The 13,264-nt window shown below is 62.6% G+C and carries 11 protein-coding genes; 7 read left to right on the plus strand and 4 right to left on the minus strand.

Going from position 1 to position 13,264, the window contains the following annotated elements; genetic code table 11:
* Positions 1-6: 6 nt before the first annotated feature.
* On the plus strand, positions 7-843 hold the full coding sequence (locus ACIOTN_RS12440; protein ID WP_105656506.1) for a bifunctional allantoicase/(S)-ureidoglycine aminohydrolase: 837 nt from the start codon (positions 7-9) through the stop codon (positions 841-843).
* A gap of 459 nt (positions 844-1,302) precedes the next feature.
* Here ACIOTN_RS12440 and ACIOTN_RS12445 read toward each other — a convergent pair whose 3' ends face one another.
* Positions 1,303-2,358, minus strand: coding sequence for a CobW family GTP-binding protein (locus ACIOTN_RS12445; protein ID WP_400341779.1), 1,056 nt, complete (start codon positions 2,356-2,358; stop codon positions 1,303-1,305).
* A 93-nt stretch (positions 2,359-2,451) separates the two neighbouring features.
* On the minus strand, positions 2,452-3,150 hold the full coding sequence (locus ACIOTN_RS12450) for a maleylpyruvate isomerase family mycothiol-dependent enzyme (RefSeq protein ID WP_105656504.1): 699 nt from the start codon (positions 3,148-3,150) through the stop codon (positions 2,452-2,454).
* A gap of 213 nt (positions 3,151-3,363) precedes the next feature.
* Between ACIOTN_RS12450 and ACIOTN_RS12455 the strand changes: the two genes are divergently transcribed.
* Positions 3,364-5,148, plus strand: a complete 1,785-nt coding sequence (locus tag ACIOTN_RS12455) for a plasmid pRiA4b ORF-3 family protein (protein ID WP_332486409.1) — start codon at positions 3,364-3,366, stop codon at positions 5,146-5,148.
* 99 nt (positions 5,149-5,247) lie between these two features.
* Here the strand turns inward: ACIOTN_RS12455 and ACIOTN_RS12460 are convergent, their stop codons facing one another.
* Both ACIOTN_RS12460 and ACIOTN_RS12465 read right to left on the minus strand, forming a co-directional pair.
* Positions 5,248-5,400 carry a hypothetical protein gene (locus ACIOTN_RS12460; protein WP_166650735.1) on the minus strand — a complete coding sequence of 51 codons (153 nt, stop codon included), beginning with the start codon at positions 5,398-5,400 and terminating at the stop codon, positions 5,248-5,250.
* Positions 5,401-5,498: 98 nt separating this feature from the next.
* A complete protein-coding gene (locus ACIOTN_RS12465) occupies positions 5,499-6,521 on the minus strand; it encodes a LacI family DNA-binding transcriptional regulator (protein ID WP_402735435.1) in 1,023 nt (340 codons plus the stop codon).
* Positions 6,522-6,773: 252 nt separating this feature from the next.
* On the opposite strand from ACIOTN_RS12465, the gene ACIOTN_RS12470 reads away from it, so the two are divergent.
* From ACIOTN_RS12470 to ACIOTN_RS12490, 5 genes are read left to right on the plus strand one after another with little or no spacing between them, the layout of a single operon-like run.
* Positions 6,774-7,121, plus strand: a complete 348-nt coding sequence (locus tag ACIOTN_RS12470) for an L-rhamnose mutarotase (RefSeq protein ID WP_105656501.1) — start codon at positions 6,774-6,776, stop codon at positions 7,119-7,121.
* A gap of 33 nt (positions 7,122-7,154) precedes the next feature.
* Positions 7,155-8,327, plus strand: coding sequence for an L-rhamnose isomerase (rhaI, locus tag ACIOTN_RS12475; RefSeq protein ID WP_400341774.1), 1,173 nt, complete (start codon positions 7,155-7,157; stop codon positions 8,325-8,327).
* Between the two features lie 2 nt (positions 8,328-8,329).
* Positions 8,330-9,637, plus strand: coding sequence for an MFS transporter (locus tag ACIOTN_RS12480; RefSeq protein WP_208294243.1), 1,308 nt, complete (start codon positions 8,330-8,332; stop codon positions 9,635-9,637).
* A gap of 47 nt (positions 9,638-9,684) precedes the next feature.
* Positions 9,685-11,736 (plus strand): bifunctional aldolase/short-chain dehydrogenase, encoded by a 2,052-nt coding sequence (locus tag ACIOTN_RS12485; RefSeq protein WP_402735495.1) that lies wholly within the window; start codon positions 9,685-9,687, stop codon positions 11,734-11,736.
* Entirely contained in the window at positions 11,733-13,217 is a 1,485-nt protein-coding gene (locus tag ACIOTN_RS12490; protein ID WP_402735436.1) for a rhamnulokinase family protein, read from the plus strand. The genes ACIOTN_RS12485 and ACIOTN_RS12490 overlap by 4 nt, the downstream gene beginning before the upstream one ends.
* Positions 13,218-13,264 lie beyond the last annotated feature (47 nt).

Raw genomic sequence — 13,264 nt, forward strand, 5'->3', positions numbered from 1 at the left:
AACACCATGACTGTTCCAGCCATCCAGAACTCCTCGTCGTACTACTCGGACTTCGGCGGCCACCCGCCGCAGAGCGATCTGCTCACCGACCGGGCCATCGTCACCGAGGCCTATACCGTGATCCCCAAGGGCGTGCTGCGCGACATCGTCACCAGCGTCTTCCCCGAGTGGACCAACACCCGTGCCTGGGTGCTCAACCGCCCGGTCGCCGGCGGGGCCACCACCTTCTCCCAAGCCATCGTGGAAGTTGCCCCGGGCGGCGGCGCCACCAAGCCGGAGCCGCAGGCCCAGGTGCAGGGATTCATCTTCGTGCTCACCGGGCAGCTGACCCTTCTCATCGAGGGCACCGAACATGTGCTGGTGGACGGCGGCTTCGCCTACCTGCCAGCCGGCGCTACGTGGTCCGCCCGCAATGACGGCACCGAGACCACCAGCTTCCACTGGCTGCGCAAGCGCTACGAAGTGCTTGAAGGCGTCGCCGCACCGGCTCCCGTGGTGGGCAATGAGCGCGACATCGAACCTGGCCCGATGCCGGGCACCGATGGCAAGTGGCGCACCACCCGCATGCTCGATCCCAACGACGTGGCCTTCGACTTCGGCGTGAATATCGTGACCTTCGAACCGGGCGCATCCATCCCGTTCGCCGAAACCCACGTCATGGAGCATGGCCTGTACGTGCTTGAAGGCAAGGGCGTGTACCGGATGAATGGCGACTGGGTCGAGGTCGAAGCCGGGGACTACATGTCACTGCGCGCCTTCTGCCCGCAGGCTTGCTACGCCGGCGGCCCGGAGAACTTCCGGTACCTGCTCTACAAGGACCAGAACCGCCAGATCGCGTTGTAAGCGTTCATTTCCAGAGACTGCCGGGGCCGCACCCCGCGCTGACCCGCCGGCCATCGGCGCACCGTGTCCATTTCATGTTCCAGTGATGTTTCTTTTGCTCGGACATGGTGGGCTGACGGCAGGGTCGCGCGGGATGCGGCCTTCGGTTTTGGCGACCCGGGGCTGTTTCGTGAAGATCCAAGGATCACTTGGAACCGCTCATCGAAACCATCGGCAATACCGGGCGTCATCCCGGCAATCGCGGGGAGCACGGAATCGTCCAACGTTGGACGGGTTGGAATTGGGACTCATCACTGGAGTCGCGGGCAGCACTTGAGTTATTTCCGAAGGCTTGGCCTGTTTGGGACGTGCCCCTATGCACCGGGCGCGAACTGGATGCGAACGCGGCTCGATGTTGCAGGTCGAGACGGGGCAGCGGATGCCCTCGTTGCCAACTCGCAGGCATCAGTGCCGCAGCAGCTAGAACTCTTCAGCGTCAACCTTGGCCGGAGCATCTGCTGCATCGCTGCTCAAAATCAACCGCCGTTCCAAACGGGTGAGATTTCCCGGCGAAGGATCAAGTCGTGCTGGTTCCAAGGCGGCCGCTAATGCCGCGCCAACCGCTTCCTCGTCCAAGTTCATTCCCACGGCGACCAGCGCGTCATTGGCCGGATCGCTGTGGGCCGTTGCTTTCGCGAAATGGATCTGCCGGCCCACCATATTGACCAGGAAACGCTGCGTGCCGCGATCGGTGCGCAGTTTTACATGCCCCTTGAGCCGGTAGGCCGCAACCGGCGGGTGCTCCAGCAGGTCCAAGAGGGCACCCGGATCCGCCGCTTCGGGGCAGCGCACCGTCACCGCGTTGGCGTGAGGAGCATGCTCGTGGTCGTGGTGCGGGCGGGAGGCAGCCGCCAACGGCAACTCGTCGATCGGGTCTTCGTTCAGGGCGATGTCGAAGACCAGCTCGGGGTCTATGGCGGCGTGCGACGCCGGGATGATGGCAACGTGCGGGTTGATTTCGCGGATCCGTCCGCTGATCCTGGCCAGGACCGCGTCGCGGTGTTCCGGGGCAATGCGGTCCAGCTTGTTGACCACCGCCATGCTGGTGGCGCTGAAGCGGGCCGGGGCCATCGCCGCGGTATCCACGGTGTGCTCATGCTCCACCGCGTCGATCACGTCGATGATGCCGCCGAAGCGTACCCCGTGGGCCTTGCCGAAACGCAGCAGCCGATCCACGTTCAGCGGGTCGGCCGCGCCGCTGGCCTCCACGATGATGGCATCCAGGCGCAGCTTCGGCTGGCCCAGCTTCTCCAGCAGCTCGTCCAGGCCGCTGCTATCGGACAGGCAGCAAACGCAGCCGCCGGCAATGGATTCGGCCGCATCGATCTGGCCGGTGATCAGCCCGGTATCCACGTTGACCTTGCCGATGTCGTTGATGATGACCCCGACGCGGGTACCCGGGCGGGTCAGCAAGCGGTTGAGCAGGCTGGTCTTGCCTGCACCCAGATATCCGGTGAGCACGATGACAGGGATCAATGCCGGCTCCTTTTCACTTCGACAAGCGGGCCGAATCCATTCTCCTTGCAGGGCCAACCGTTGCCGCGTGCTGACACGCCTGCCAGAAGATGGTTACCAGGAAGGCAAAACCGGAATCGGGCCATCGGCCTCGATATGCCGGGCCTGGCCGCGGGCCAGCCATTCGATCAAGCCTTCGCGGTCCGAGCGCACCTTCAGCGCGCCATCGCCGATGACCCATTCGTCGCCCTCTTCGGTCACCAGCGTCATGCCCGGAGCGTTCTTCACGCGCATAGTCCGCACGGCGGCCTCGACGGCGTTCTCCTGGGAATCCGGATCGGCTTCCTCGATGGTCCACGCGGTATCCAGATCATGGTGGTGGATGACCACCTCTGAGATGCGCAGGGCCACGATGGAGGTCGCCGGAATGATCTTGCCGTGAAGGTCCACCTCTTCCACGGCCAGTTCGCCGCTGAGCCGTTCGCACTGCTCGGCGAAGTATGCGGCGGCGTCCTGGAACTTCTTGACCAGTTCCTCGCGCGGCAGGGCCGCCAGCTCGTCGATCTCCGCGTCGCGGGCCTCGCGCGAGGCGTAGAGCTCCTGCGGTTCTCCGCTGGTGGCCCAGTCGATGAGCTTGACCAGGCTCCGGCCGTTGGAGGCCAAGTGCGCAATGACCTGCGCCCGGCTCCAGCCTTCGCACAGCGAGGCGGCGGCCATTTCTTCGGTGGACAGGGTTTCGATCGTGGCCGACATCATCGCGGTTTCGCGGTTGAGTCGTGACAGGTCCGAGTGCAAACGAGCAGTATTGATCATGAAGTCACCCTACCAACGCGGGCGCTCCAGCAGTACGGGTTACGCCATAGATATCGAAAGCGACTCGATTCATATCCGCGCCGTGCGGGCCCTGGCGGTGCCTGGCTGCGACGGCAGGAAGCTGTCCAGCAGAACACGTGCCAGGCATGCTTCTTCAGGAACCAGCAGCCACGTAGCCTAGGGGGAGAAGCAAACGACCAGGAAAGCAGTCCGATGGCGAAGAAAAAGAAGAAGCAGAAGCCCAAGCAGGGGCATCCGGCACGCCTGCAAGAGGGCGTCGTCTCCCTGGACCGGGTGAAGGTGGGGCGCGGCCTGGACGCGCTCACGCCGCAGTTCGTACGCTGGTTCTCCGAGAACCGCGATGACCCAGAACTGGCCCTGATGGTCCTTGCCGCAGTGCGCGAAACCCTGGGCATCTACGCCGAAGTCGTCGGCCTGGACAAGGTTACCGATTTTGATCCGCCCAAACTGCTGGCAGTGCTCAGCTCGATGATTGAATTCGAAGAGGCCGAGAATCCCGATGCCGCCGATAATGGGCTGGGAACCATGATCTATATGGCCTGGGCGGATTACGTCGAGTTCTTGCGCGATGCCGGTCTGTGGGAGCGCGAGGCCGAAAGCCTGGAGTGGTTCCGGAAGTCGCTGGAAGCCCAGGATCCATTCGCCGGTGATGACGGCATCGATGAAAACGATGAAATTGACGAGATCATGGCATCTGACGAGGCCTCTCAAGCGGCCCTGGCTGAAATCGCCGCCATGCCGATCAGCAAGCTGGGCCGTGCCTTCTTGGCTTGGACCCTCACCGAGGGCAAGAATCTGTGGGCCAGCTTGCCGGCGTCTGAATTCTTGGAAACGGCCGCAATAGCGCTCGCCGACCAGCTGCCTCCGGAAGTCCACGAATCGCGCAGGGGCCTGATGGTTGCGGTCGTGCTCTCGGCACTGGAATCGGTCAGCGCCATCAAGCTGCCCGAACAGGGCAAGCCGGAGCGCGGCGTGACGTACGAAGACATCATGCAGCATGAAGACGCCGACTCCTTCGAGCCGAACTTCTACTTCATCCAGGCCTGCCTGGACTCGTTGCTGGAAAAGCCGGAAGGCGGCGATGACGCCAGCCTTGAAGCCTGGGGGCTGGCAGCGTTCTGGATCGTCGAGGGGATCGAAGGCAACCCGCATCGCGTGGCTGACCCGCGAGATGATCAATGGTCGCCAAAGGTATGGGAAACCGCGCATGTGCGCATGCATGAACTGCGCGTACTTGGCCTTATCGAAGATGGCGAAGCGTACTCGGTGCCCACTATCGTCCGCCTGGCGATTACCGACGTTGAACAGGACCTGCTCGATGAGGATGAATTCGACGACACCGATCTCGACGCGATGTTCGGGCCGGACGATGACGAGCCGAAACGCCTGAAGCGCGAAACACCGTATACCGGCAAGGTGCTGCAGCTGAAGCTGACCCTCAAGGACGCCAAGCCGCCGATCTGGCGTCGCGTGCTGGTGCCCATGGACCTGAACCTTGGCGACCTGCACGACATCATCCAAGCGAGCTTCGACTGGTACGACGGGCACCTGCACAGCTTCTACGAGGGTGGCTTCGGCGGCACTTCATATGGTCCAGAGATTGACGACATGGACTACCAGAAGAACGAAGCGGAAACCCTGGTTTCCTCGTTGCTGCAGAAGGAAAAAGACCGCCTGGATTACCTGTACGACTTCGGGGACAACTGGGAAGTGCGCATCGACGTCGAGAAGATCCTGGATGCCGATGGCGGCCAGCTGCCGCGATGCACCGGCGGCCGGCGCATGGCTCCGATGGAGGACAGCGGCGGGATCGGTGGCTGGGAAGCCAAGCTGGATATTCTCGATGATCCGACGGACCCGGAGTACGAGGAAGTGCAAGACTGGCTTTCGAACTTCGGTTACGAAGAGGAATACGAGATCGATCCGGCGTATTTCAACAAGGACGAAGTCAATGCCCACCTGGAGTTCGAGTTCTAGGCGGCTGATTCAAGCCAGTGAAAATGCTCGTGGGTTGCCAAACTTTCAAACTTGGCAACCCACGGGCATTTTTGGTTTTCGGCTGGTTGGCCCTCTGGCCTAGTCGTCGTCTAGCGCGGCTCCATGCGGCGTCGCTCCGCCTTCATCGGTCCAGTCCTGGCCAACTTCATCATTCAAAGCAGGGTCGGAAATGGTATCGGGCTCTTCGGCCTCTGCCTTGTGCAGTCGGGCTTCAGGGTTGTTCTCGCTCATAAATCCATCCCTCTCGTTGCTTGGAATGCCAACCTAGCAAGAACCGCTGGGCATCAGAAGCTGCAGAACCCGCTTTTCAGGAACCCCTAAGGTAAACGTCAGCGCGCTTGGCTCGGGGCCACAGTCGATGCACGGATAACGAGCTTGGGAGTGAAAACGAATTGCTCGCGGACCGCTTGATCGCCCGCTTCTGCTTCGCGCAGCAAGACGTCGACAGCGGTTCGCCCGATTTCTTCTGCTGGCTGGCGCACGGTGGTAATCGGGATGACGGCCGACTCGGCGAAGTCGATATTGTCGTATCCCACCAGAGCAATATCCTCGGGAACACTGAGTTCGCCGGACATCACCAGGGCCTGCAGTATGCCCAACGCGAGCAGGTCGTTGGCCGCAAAGATCCCGTCGGGGCGCTGTGCAGGATCCATGGCAAGAATACGCTCTCCGGCTGCCCGTCCTTCCATCACAGTCAGGTTCTTGGTAGGCATGTGCTCCAGCACGGCATCCGGGGCTTGGGCCAATACCGATTGGGCTCCCGTTAATCGGTGCTGGACCTGTTCGATGCTCTGCGGTCCGCCGACGAAGGTGATCCGCTTTCTGCCAATGTCCAGCAGGTGCCGTACGGCAATTCTTCCGCCTTCCACATCGTCCACGGAGACCGATGAAAAGCTGCGGTCGCCACTTCCGCGGTCCACCAGCACCACTGGCGTGCCCGCTTCGCGGATCCGCCAGAGCCGGCTCAAGTCGCTGTGCAAGGGGGAGATGAGTACTCCGGCGACGCGTTGCTCTTCGAAGAGATCCAGCAGTTGCTGTTCGGTGCTCAGGGAATTGTCGCTGGCTCCCATCAGCACGGTGTAGCCGTTGTCCAGGGCACGATGCTGGGCGCCCTGGGTGACGTCCATGAAGAACGGGTTGCGTGCATCGAGGACGACGAGCCCGAAGCTCCGGCTGCGGCCGGCACGCAGTTGCCTGGCCGCATCGTTGCGGACAAAGCCGAGCTTCTCGATGGCTGCGGTGACCTTGGAAACGGTGTGTTCGGAAACAACCTGGGGCCGGTTGAGCACGTTGGAGACGGTGCCTACGGAAACGCCCGCCTCGGCGGCAACTTCCTTGACGCTGACGGCCACAGAGCTTTCCTGTTCTTCGGTGAGTTGTTCTTCTGCGAGTATAACTGGCGCACGGATGGGAACTGGAATCCCGACAGCTTTTTGAAAGGATTCAAAAGAATGCGGCATTCGATCGACCGACCGCTTGCAATTCAAGTGTGACCTGCTCTACACTCGAATTTCGAAGCGATTGAAACGATTCATTTTTGTGCAAAGCGAATCGGATCGCACAGTTTTGCCCACCCAGTTCCAGCGCTCCGGAAGAGTAGTACGATGCGAGTTTGCTTTCAATTGCAGGTCAATCCCGACCTGATCGACGAGTATGTGTCGCGCCACCGGGAAGTGTGGCCGCAGATGCTCCAAGCCATCGAAGAAGCCGGGCGTCGCAACTACTCACTCTTTCTGCGCGAGGACGGGTTGCTGATCGGCTATTACGAAACCGATGACGACAGCGCTGCCCAGGCCGCCTTGGACTCCGACCCGCGCACCGCAGCGTGGGAAGCGGAAATGAGCCGATTCTTCCTCAGCCTGGGCGGCCGGCCAGATCAGCAAGCGCCGCGTCTGCGCGAGGTCTTCAATCTCGAAAACCAGCTGGCCGCACTTGCCGCATCCCAGCAGTAGTAGCCCGCAGAATTACTAGAAATGGAGAGTTCCATGAGCTCGAAGCTGAGCCCTGAGCACCTGCAAATCCTTGACCGCCTTGCCATCGAAGTCCCTTCCTGGGCCTATGGAAATTCGGGCACTCGCTTCAAGGTCTATTCGACCCCCGGGACCCCGCGCGATCCCTTCGAAAAAATCGCCGATGCGGCTGAAGTCAACCGATTGACCGGACTGGCTCCCTCGGTGGCCCTGCACATTCCGTGGGACAAGGTCGAGGACTTCACCGTGCTGCGCGAGCATGCAGAAGGCCTGGGCGTCAGCCTCGGAACCATCAATTCGAATACCTTCCAGGATGACGATTACAAGTTCGGCGCCTTGACCCATGAGGATCCGAAGATCCGCCGCAAGGCAATCGACCACCACCTCGAATGCATCGACGTAATGGATGCCACCGGAAGCCAGGACCTGAAAATCTGGCTGGCAGAGGGCTCGAACTATCCAGGCCAAGCGGATATGCGCGGGCGCCAGGACCGGCTAGGCGATTCGCTGGCCGAAATATATGCGCGGCTTTCCGGAGACCAGCGCCTGGTGCTGGAGTACAAGTTCTTCGAACCGTCCTTTTACCACACCGACGTGCCCGACTGGGGAACGTCCTATGCCCAGGTTGCGGCCTTGGGGGATCGGGCCATGGTTTGCCTGGACACCGGGCACCATGCGCCAGGCACCAATATCGAGTTCATCGTGATGCAGCTGCTGCGGCTTGGCAAGCTCGGATCCTTCGACTTCAATTCCCGCTTCTACGCGGATGACGACTTGATCGTTGGCTCGGCAGACCCGTATCAGCTGTTCCGCATCATGGCCGAGGTGATCCGCGGTGGCGGACTGGACCAGGACACGCCTGTGGCCTTCATGCTCGATCAGTGCCACAACGTGGAGAACAAGATCCTGGGCCAGATCAGAAGCGTCCAGAACGTGCAGGAAATGACGGCCCGGGCGTTGCTGATCGACCGCGTAGCGCTGACTGAAGCACAGATTTCCGGTGATGTCCTGGCCGCCAACGAGATCTTCATGGATGCCTTCTACACCGACGTGCGGGCCGACCTGGAAGCATGGCGCGCAACGCGCGGCCTGCCAGCCGATCCGATGCAGGCCTTCCGCGCCTCCGATTACCAGAGCCGAATCGAAGCATCGCGCGCTGGTGGCGTGCAAGCAGGATGGGGAGCCTGATCATGAACACCGCAGCAAAGAAGCGCGGCATCTCCGGGTGGAAAGCCACCATTGCCGTAGCCATGAGCAATTACATAGAAGCCGGAGCCATCATTGCGCTGGCCACCAGCCTCAGCCTGTGGCAGGGCGCGTTCGGATTCGACGACGCGCTGGTCGGTGTCATCGCTGCCGTGTCGGCCAACGCGTTCGGCGCGGCCCTGGGTGCACTGATCGGCGGACCGCTCTGCGACCGTCTGGGCCGCAAGTTCATCTATACCTACGACCTGATCGTGTTCATGGTCGGCGCCCTGATGATCACCTTCTCCTCCGGTACGAGCCTGCTGATCATCGGCGTGGTCCTCATGGGCATTGCCGTGGGCGCAGGCGTTCCAGCCTCCTGGACCTACATTGCCGAGGAGGCTCCGCAGGAATCGCGTGCTGCGCACGTGGGCACCGCTCAGCTGGCGTGGTCGATTGGCCCAGCCATCGGTTTCGCGCTGGCGATCCTGGTTGAGCCTTGGGGCGTGAACGGCTCCCGGGCAATCTTCTTCCATCTTTTCCTGATCGCCGCTGTCACTTGGTGGGTCCGCCGCGGATTGCCCGAGTCCAGGAGGTGGAAGGAGCAACGTGCCGCGGAAACGGCTGCTGGCGTGAAAGCCTCGTTCTTCTCCGGCATGCGCGGGCTGCTGGCCGACCGCCGCAACTGGAGCGCGCTCTTCTTCCTGCTCGGCGTCTATGGGCTATGGAATACCGTGGCAGGGCAGGCTGGCATTTTCCAGCCTCGCGTCTATGCTGCCGCTGGCGTTGAATCCGCTACCCAGCAGAACCTGCTCCAGGTGCTGGTCTGGGTGCTGACCGCCGCCGCAACCTATTTCGGATTCATGAAATACGGAGACCAGGTCTCGCGGCGTTGGCTCTACTTCGGTGGCGCCCTGCTGGGTGTTGCGGCCTGGACCGTGCTGATCTTCGCTCCTCCAGGTGCCTTCTCCCTGCTGTTCTACGCAGTGGCCTGGGGCATCTCGGCGGGTATCGGCGCGCAGGCTTTCTACGGGCTATGGACCGCGGAGCTCTTCGCCACGCGCTACCGCGCCAGTGCACAGGGCGTGCTGTTCATGCTTGCCCGGGTGCTTGTCGGCCTGCTCTCGTTGGTGTTCCCGGTACTGCTCACCAACCTGGGCTTGGAAAAGCTTGGCCTCCTGATCATCGGCCTGCTGGTCGTCGCGTTGCTGATCGGCACCATTTGGGCGCCGGAAACGCGAGGCAAGTCGCTGGAAGAGATCGAACTGGAGCGCTATGGATATGAAACCAGGGCCACCAAAGTCGACGCCTGAGAACCACTGCCCCCATGCACATTAACGAGTCGGAAGACAAGAACACCATGAGCAACACCATCGCGACACGCACCACCGCACAGGAACTGATTCAACGATCCAACCGGTTGGGTGCAGACAAGAAGAACACCAACTACGCCGGTGGAAACACCTCGGCCAAGGGCACCGCGAAAGACCCGGTCACCGGTGAGCAAATTGAGCTGCTCTGGGTCAAGGGATCGGGCGGGGACCTCGGCACGTTGACCGAAAAGGGGCTGTCGACCCTGCGCCTGGACCGCATGCGCTCGCTGGTGGACGCCTACCCGGGCGTGGAGCGCGAAGACGAGATGGTCGAGGCCTTCGATTACTGCCTGCACGGCAAGGGAGGCGCCGCGCCATCCATTGATACCGCAATGCATGGGCTGGTCAACGCAAACCACGTCGACCACTTGCACCCGGACTCCGGCATTGCCATTGCCACTGCCAAGGACGGCCGGGAGCTGACCGCAAGGATCTTCGGCGACAAGGTGGCTTGGGTTGACTGGCGCCGCCCCGGATTCCAGCTGGGACTGGATATTGCCGCGATCAAGGACGCCAATCCGCAGGCCGTGGGCTGCATCCTCGGCGGCCATGGCATCACCGCCTGGGGAGATACCTCCCAGGAATCCGAGTCCAACTCGCTGTGGATCATCGACACCGCCGCTGCCTACCTTGACGAGCACGGCGCACCGGAGCCCTTCGGTCCTGTGGTTCCCGGATTCGAGCCGCTGGACGAGGAGGAGCGCCGGACCCGCGCCGCCGCATTGGCCCCGAGCATCCGCGGCCTGGCCAGCACCGACAAGCCCATGGTGGGGCACTTCAGCGATGACCAGCGAGTCCTGGATTTCCTCTCGCGCCAGAAGCTGGCGCAGCTGGCGGCCCTGGGCACCAGCTGCCCGGACCACTTCCTGCGCACCAAGATCAAGCCGATGGTGCTGGATCTTCCCGCTACCGCAGGCGTATCGGAGCAGATCGCTCGCCTGGAAGAACTGCATGCGCAGTACCGTGCTGACTACCAGGCCTACTACGAGGCCCACAAGGACCTGGACTCTCCGGCGATGCGCGGGGCCGACCCGCTGATCGTGCTGGTCCCGGGCGTCGGCATGTTCTCCTATGGGGCGAATAAGCAGACCGCACGGGTCGCTGGCGAGTTCTACCTCAATGCCATCAACGTCATGCGCGGCGCCGAAGCGGTCTCCAGCTATACGCCGATTTCCGATGCCGAGAAGTTCCGCATCGAATACTGGGCGCTGGAGGAAGCCAAGCTGCAGCGCATGCCCAAGCCCAAATCCCATGCCGGGCGCATCGCCCTGGTCACCGGTGCCGCGTCGGGCATCGGCAAGGCCGTGGCGCAGCGGCTGGCAGCCGAGGGAGCCTGCGTGGTCATCGCAGACCTGGACCTGGACAAGGCGCAGGCCGCCGCGGCGGAGCTGGGTACAGCAGATGTGGCCGTTGGCGTCGCCGCCAACGTGGCCGATGCGCACGCCGTGCAACGTGCCATCGATGAGGCGGTGCTGGCATTTGGCGGATTGGACCTGGTGGTGAACAACGCGGGCCTCTCGCTTTCAAAGCCCTTGCTGGAAACCACCGAGGCCGACTGGGACCTGCAGCATGATGTGATGGCCAAGGGATCGTTCCTGGTTTCCAAGGCCGCGGCCAAGGTGCTGATCGAGCAGAAGCTCGGCGGTGATATCATCTACATTTCCTCCAAGAACTCGGTCTTCGCAGGTCCGAACAATATTGCCTACTCGGCCACGAAGGCCGACCAGGCGCATCAGGTGCGCTTGCTGGCCGTAGAATTGGGCGAGCATGGCGTGCGCGTGAACGGCATCAACCCCGATGGCGTAGTGCGCGGCTCCGGGATCTTCGCCTCCGGCTGGGGTGCCCAGCGTGCGGCGACCTATGGCGTGGCAGAGGAGGATCTGGGGCAGTTCTACGCAAACCGCACGATCCTGAAGCGCGAGGTCATCCCGGAGAACATTGCCGATGCCGTGTTCGTGCTGACCGGGCCGGAACTGACCCGGACCACCGGATTGCACATTCCGGTGGATTCCGGAGTGGCGGCAGCCTTCCTGCGATGAGCAAGCAAGCAGAGAGCGCGCCGGTCGCAGCTATCGACCTCGGCGCCACCAGCGGACGTGTCATGATCGGCCAGATGGTGGACGGGAAGCTCCAGCTCACTGCCGTCCACCGTTTCGCCAACGGACCGGTTCCGCTGTCGAGCCTGGAACCAGGGGCGCGGCAAGAAGCGCTGGCCTGGGATATCGATGAGCTCTGGGCGCAAATTCGCCACGGCCTCTCGCTGGCTTTCGCGCAGCGCGGGGATATCGCCAGCATCGGGGTGGACTCCTGGGCGGTGGACTATGCGTTGCTCAAGGACGGCAAGCGCCTGGGAGAAGTGCGGCATTACCGGGATCCGCGCAATGAGCGCGCGGTTGCTGCGCTGGAACAGAAATTCAGCCGGCGCGAGTTGTTTGCACGCAATGGGCTGCAATTCCTTCCGTTCAACACCGTGTACCAGCTGCAAGCCGAGAAGTTGGAAAACCGGTTGGCGGACGCCGAGGCGCTGCTGCTGGTTCCCGACTATTTCAACTGGATGCTCACAGGGCAGCGGCGCAGCGAGTGGACGAACGCTTCCACCACCGGGTTGCTGAACCACAGCACCGGTACATGGGACGAGGATCTGGTTGCTGAACTGGGGCTTTCGGGAAAGCTCGCGCAGCTTGTGCACCCTGGCCAGCCGGTGGGCGCCCTGCTGCCCGAGCTGGCTGCGGAATTCGGTGCCAGCCACGAAGTCCAGGTAGTGGCGGTCGCTTCCCACGACACGGCCAGCGCAGTGGTTGCGACCCCGCTCTCCAGCGGGAAATCCGCCTATATCTCTTGCGGAACGTGGGGATTGGTTGGTGTGGAGCTGGACCGCCCGGTACTCACCGAGCAAGCGCATCAAGCGGGATTCACCAACGAGCTGGGGCTGGATTCCAGTGTCCGGTTCCTGAAGAACGTCGCCGGAACCTTTCTGCTCAGCGAGTCGATCCGCCAATGGAACGACGACGCGGAAGCCGCCGGAAGGGAAGAAACCAGCTTGGAGCAGCTCCTTGCCGAGGCCGCGGAATTGCCTGTTCCCCAGATGCTGATCGATCCTCAAAGCGAGCGGTTCCTGGCTCCTGGCCAGATGGCCCAGCGCATCTGCGATGCGGTGGAAGCCGCCGGCGGGCAGCGCCCGTGCTCACCTGCCGAAGTGATCAGGGTGGTCGTCGAGTCGCTGGCTCAGAGTTTCGCCCGCCAAGCTGCAGAAGCCGCGCGGTTGGGAGGATTCGAGCTGGAGAACATCCATATTGTCGGAGGCGGCTCGCAAGGCCAGCTGCTGTGCCAGCGCACTGCAGACCATGCGCGCGTGCCGGTCATTTCCGGACCCGTGGAATGCACCGCCCTGGGCAACGTGCTCGTGCAGTTGCAAGCGGCTATGCCTGCGGGTGGTGATGCATTGAACCTGCGCGACGTGGTGCGCGACTCGGTGCCGCTAGGCGCCTACGCCCCGTCGCAGGCCCTGAAGCTGGCCTAGATCCGTGTGGGATATCTAGGCCGTCGTCGACCCTTCAGCCCGATGGG

The sequence above is a fragment of the Glutamicibacter sp. NPDC087661 genome (assembly GCF_044743275.1).
Lineage (GTDB): Bacteria > Actinomycetota > Actinomycetes > Actinomycetales > Micrococcaceae > Glutamicibacter.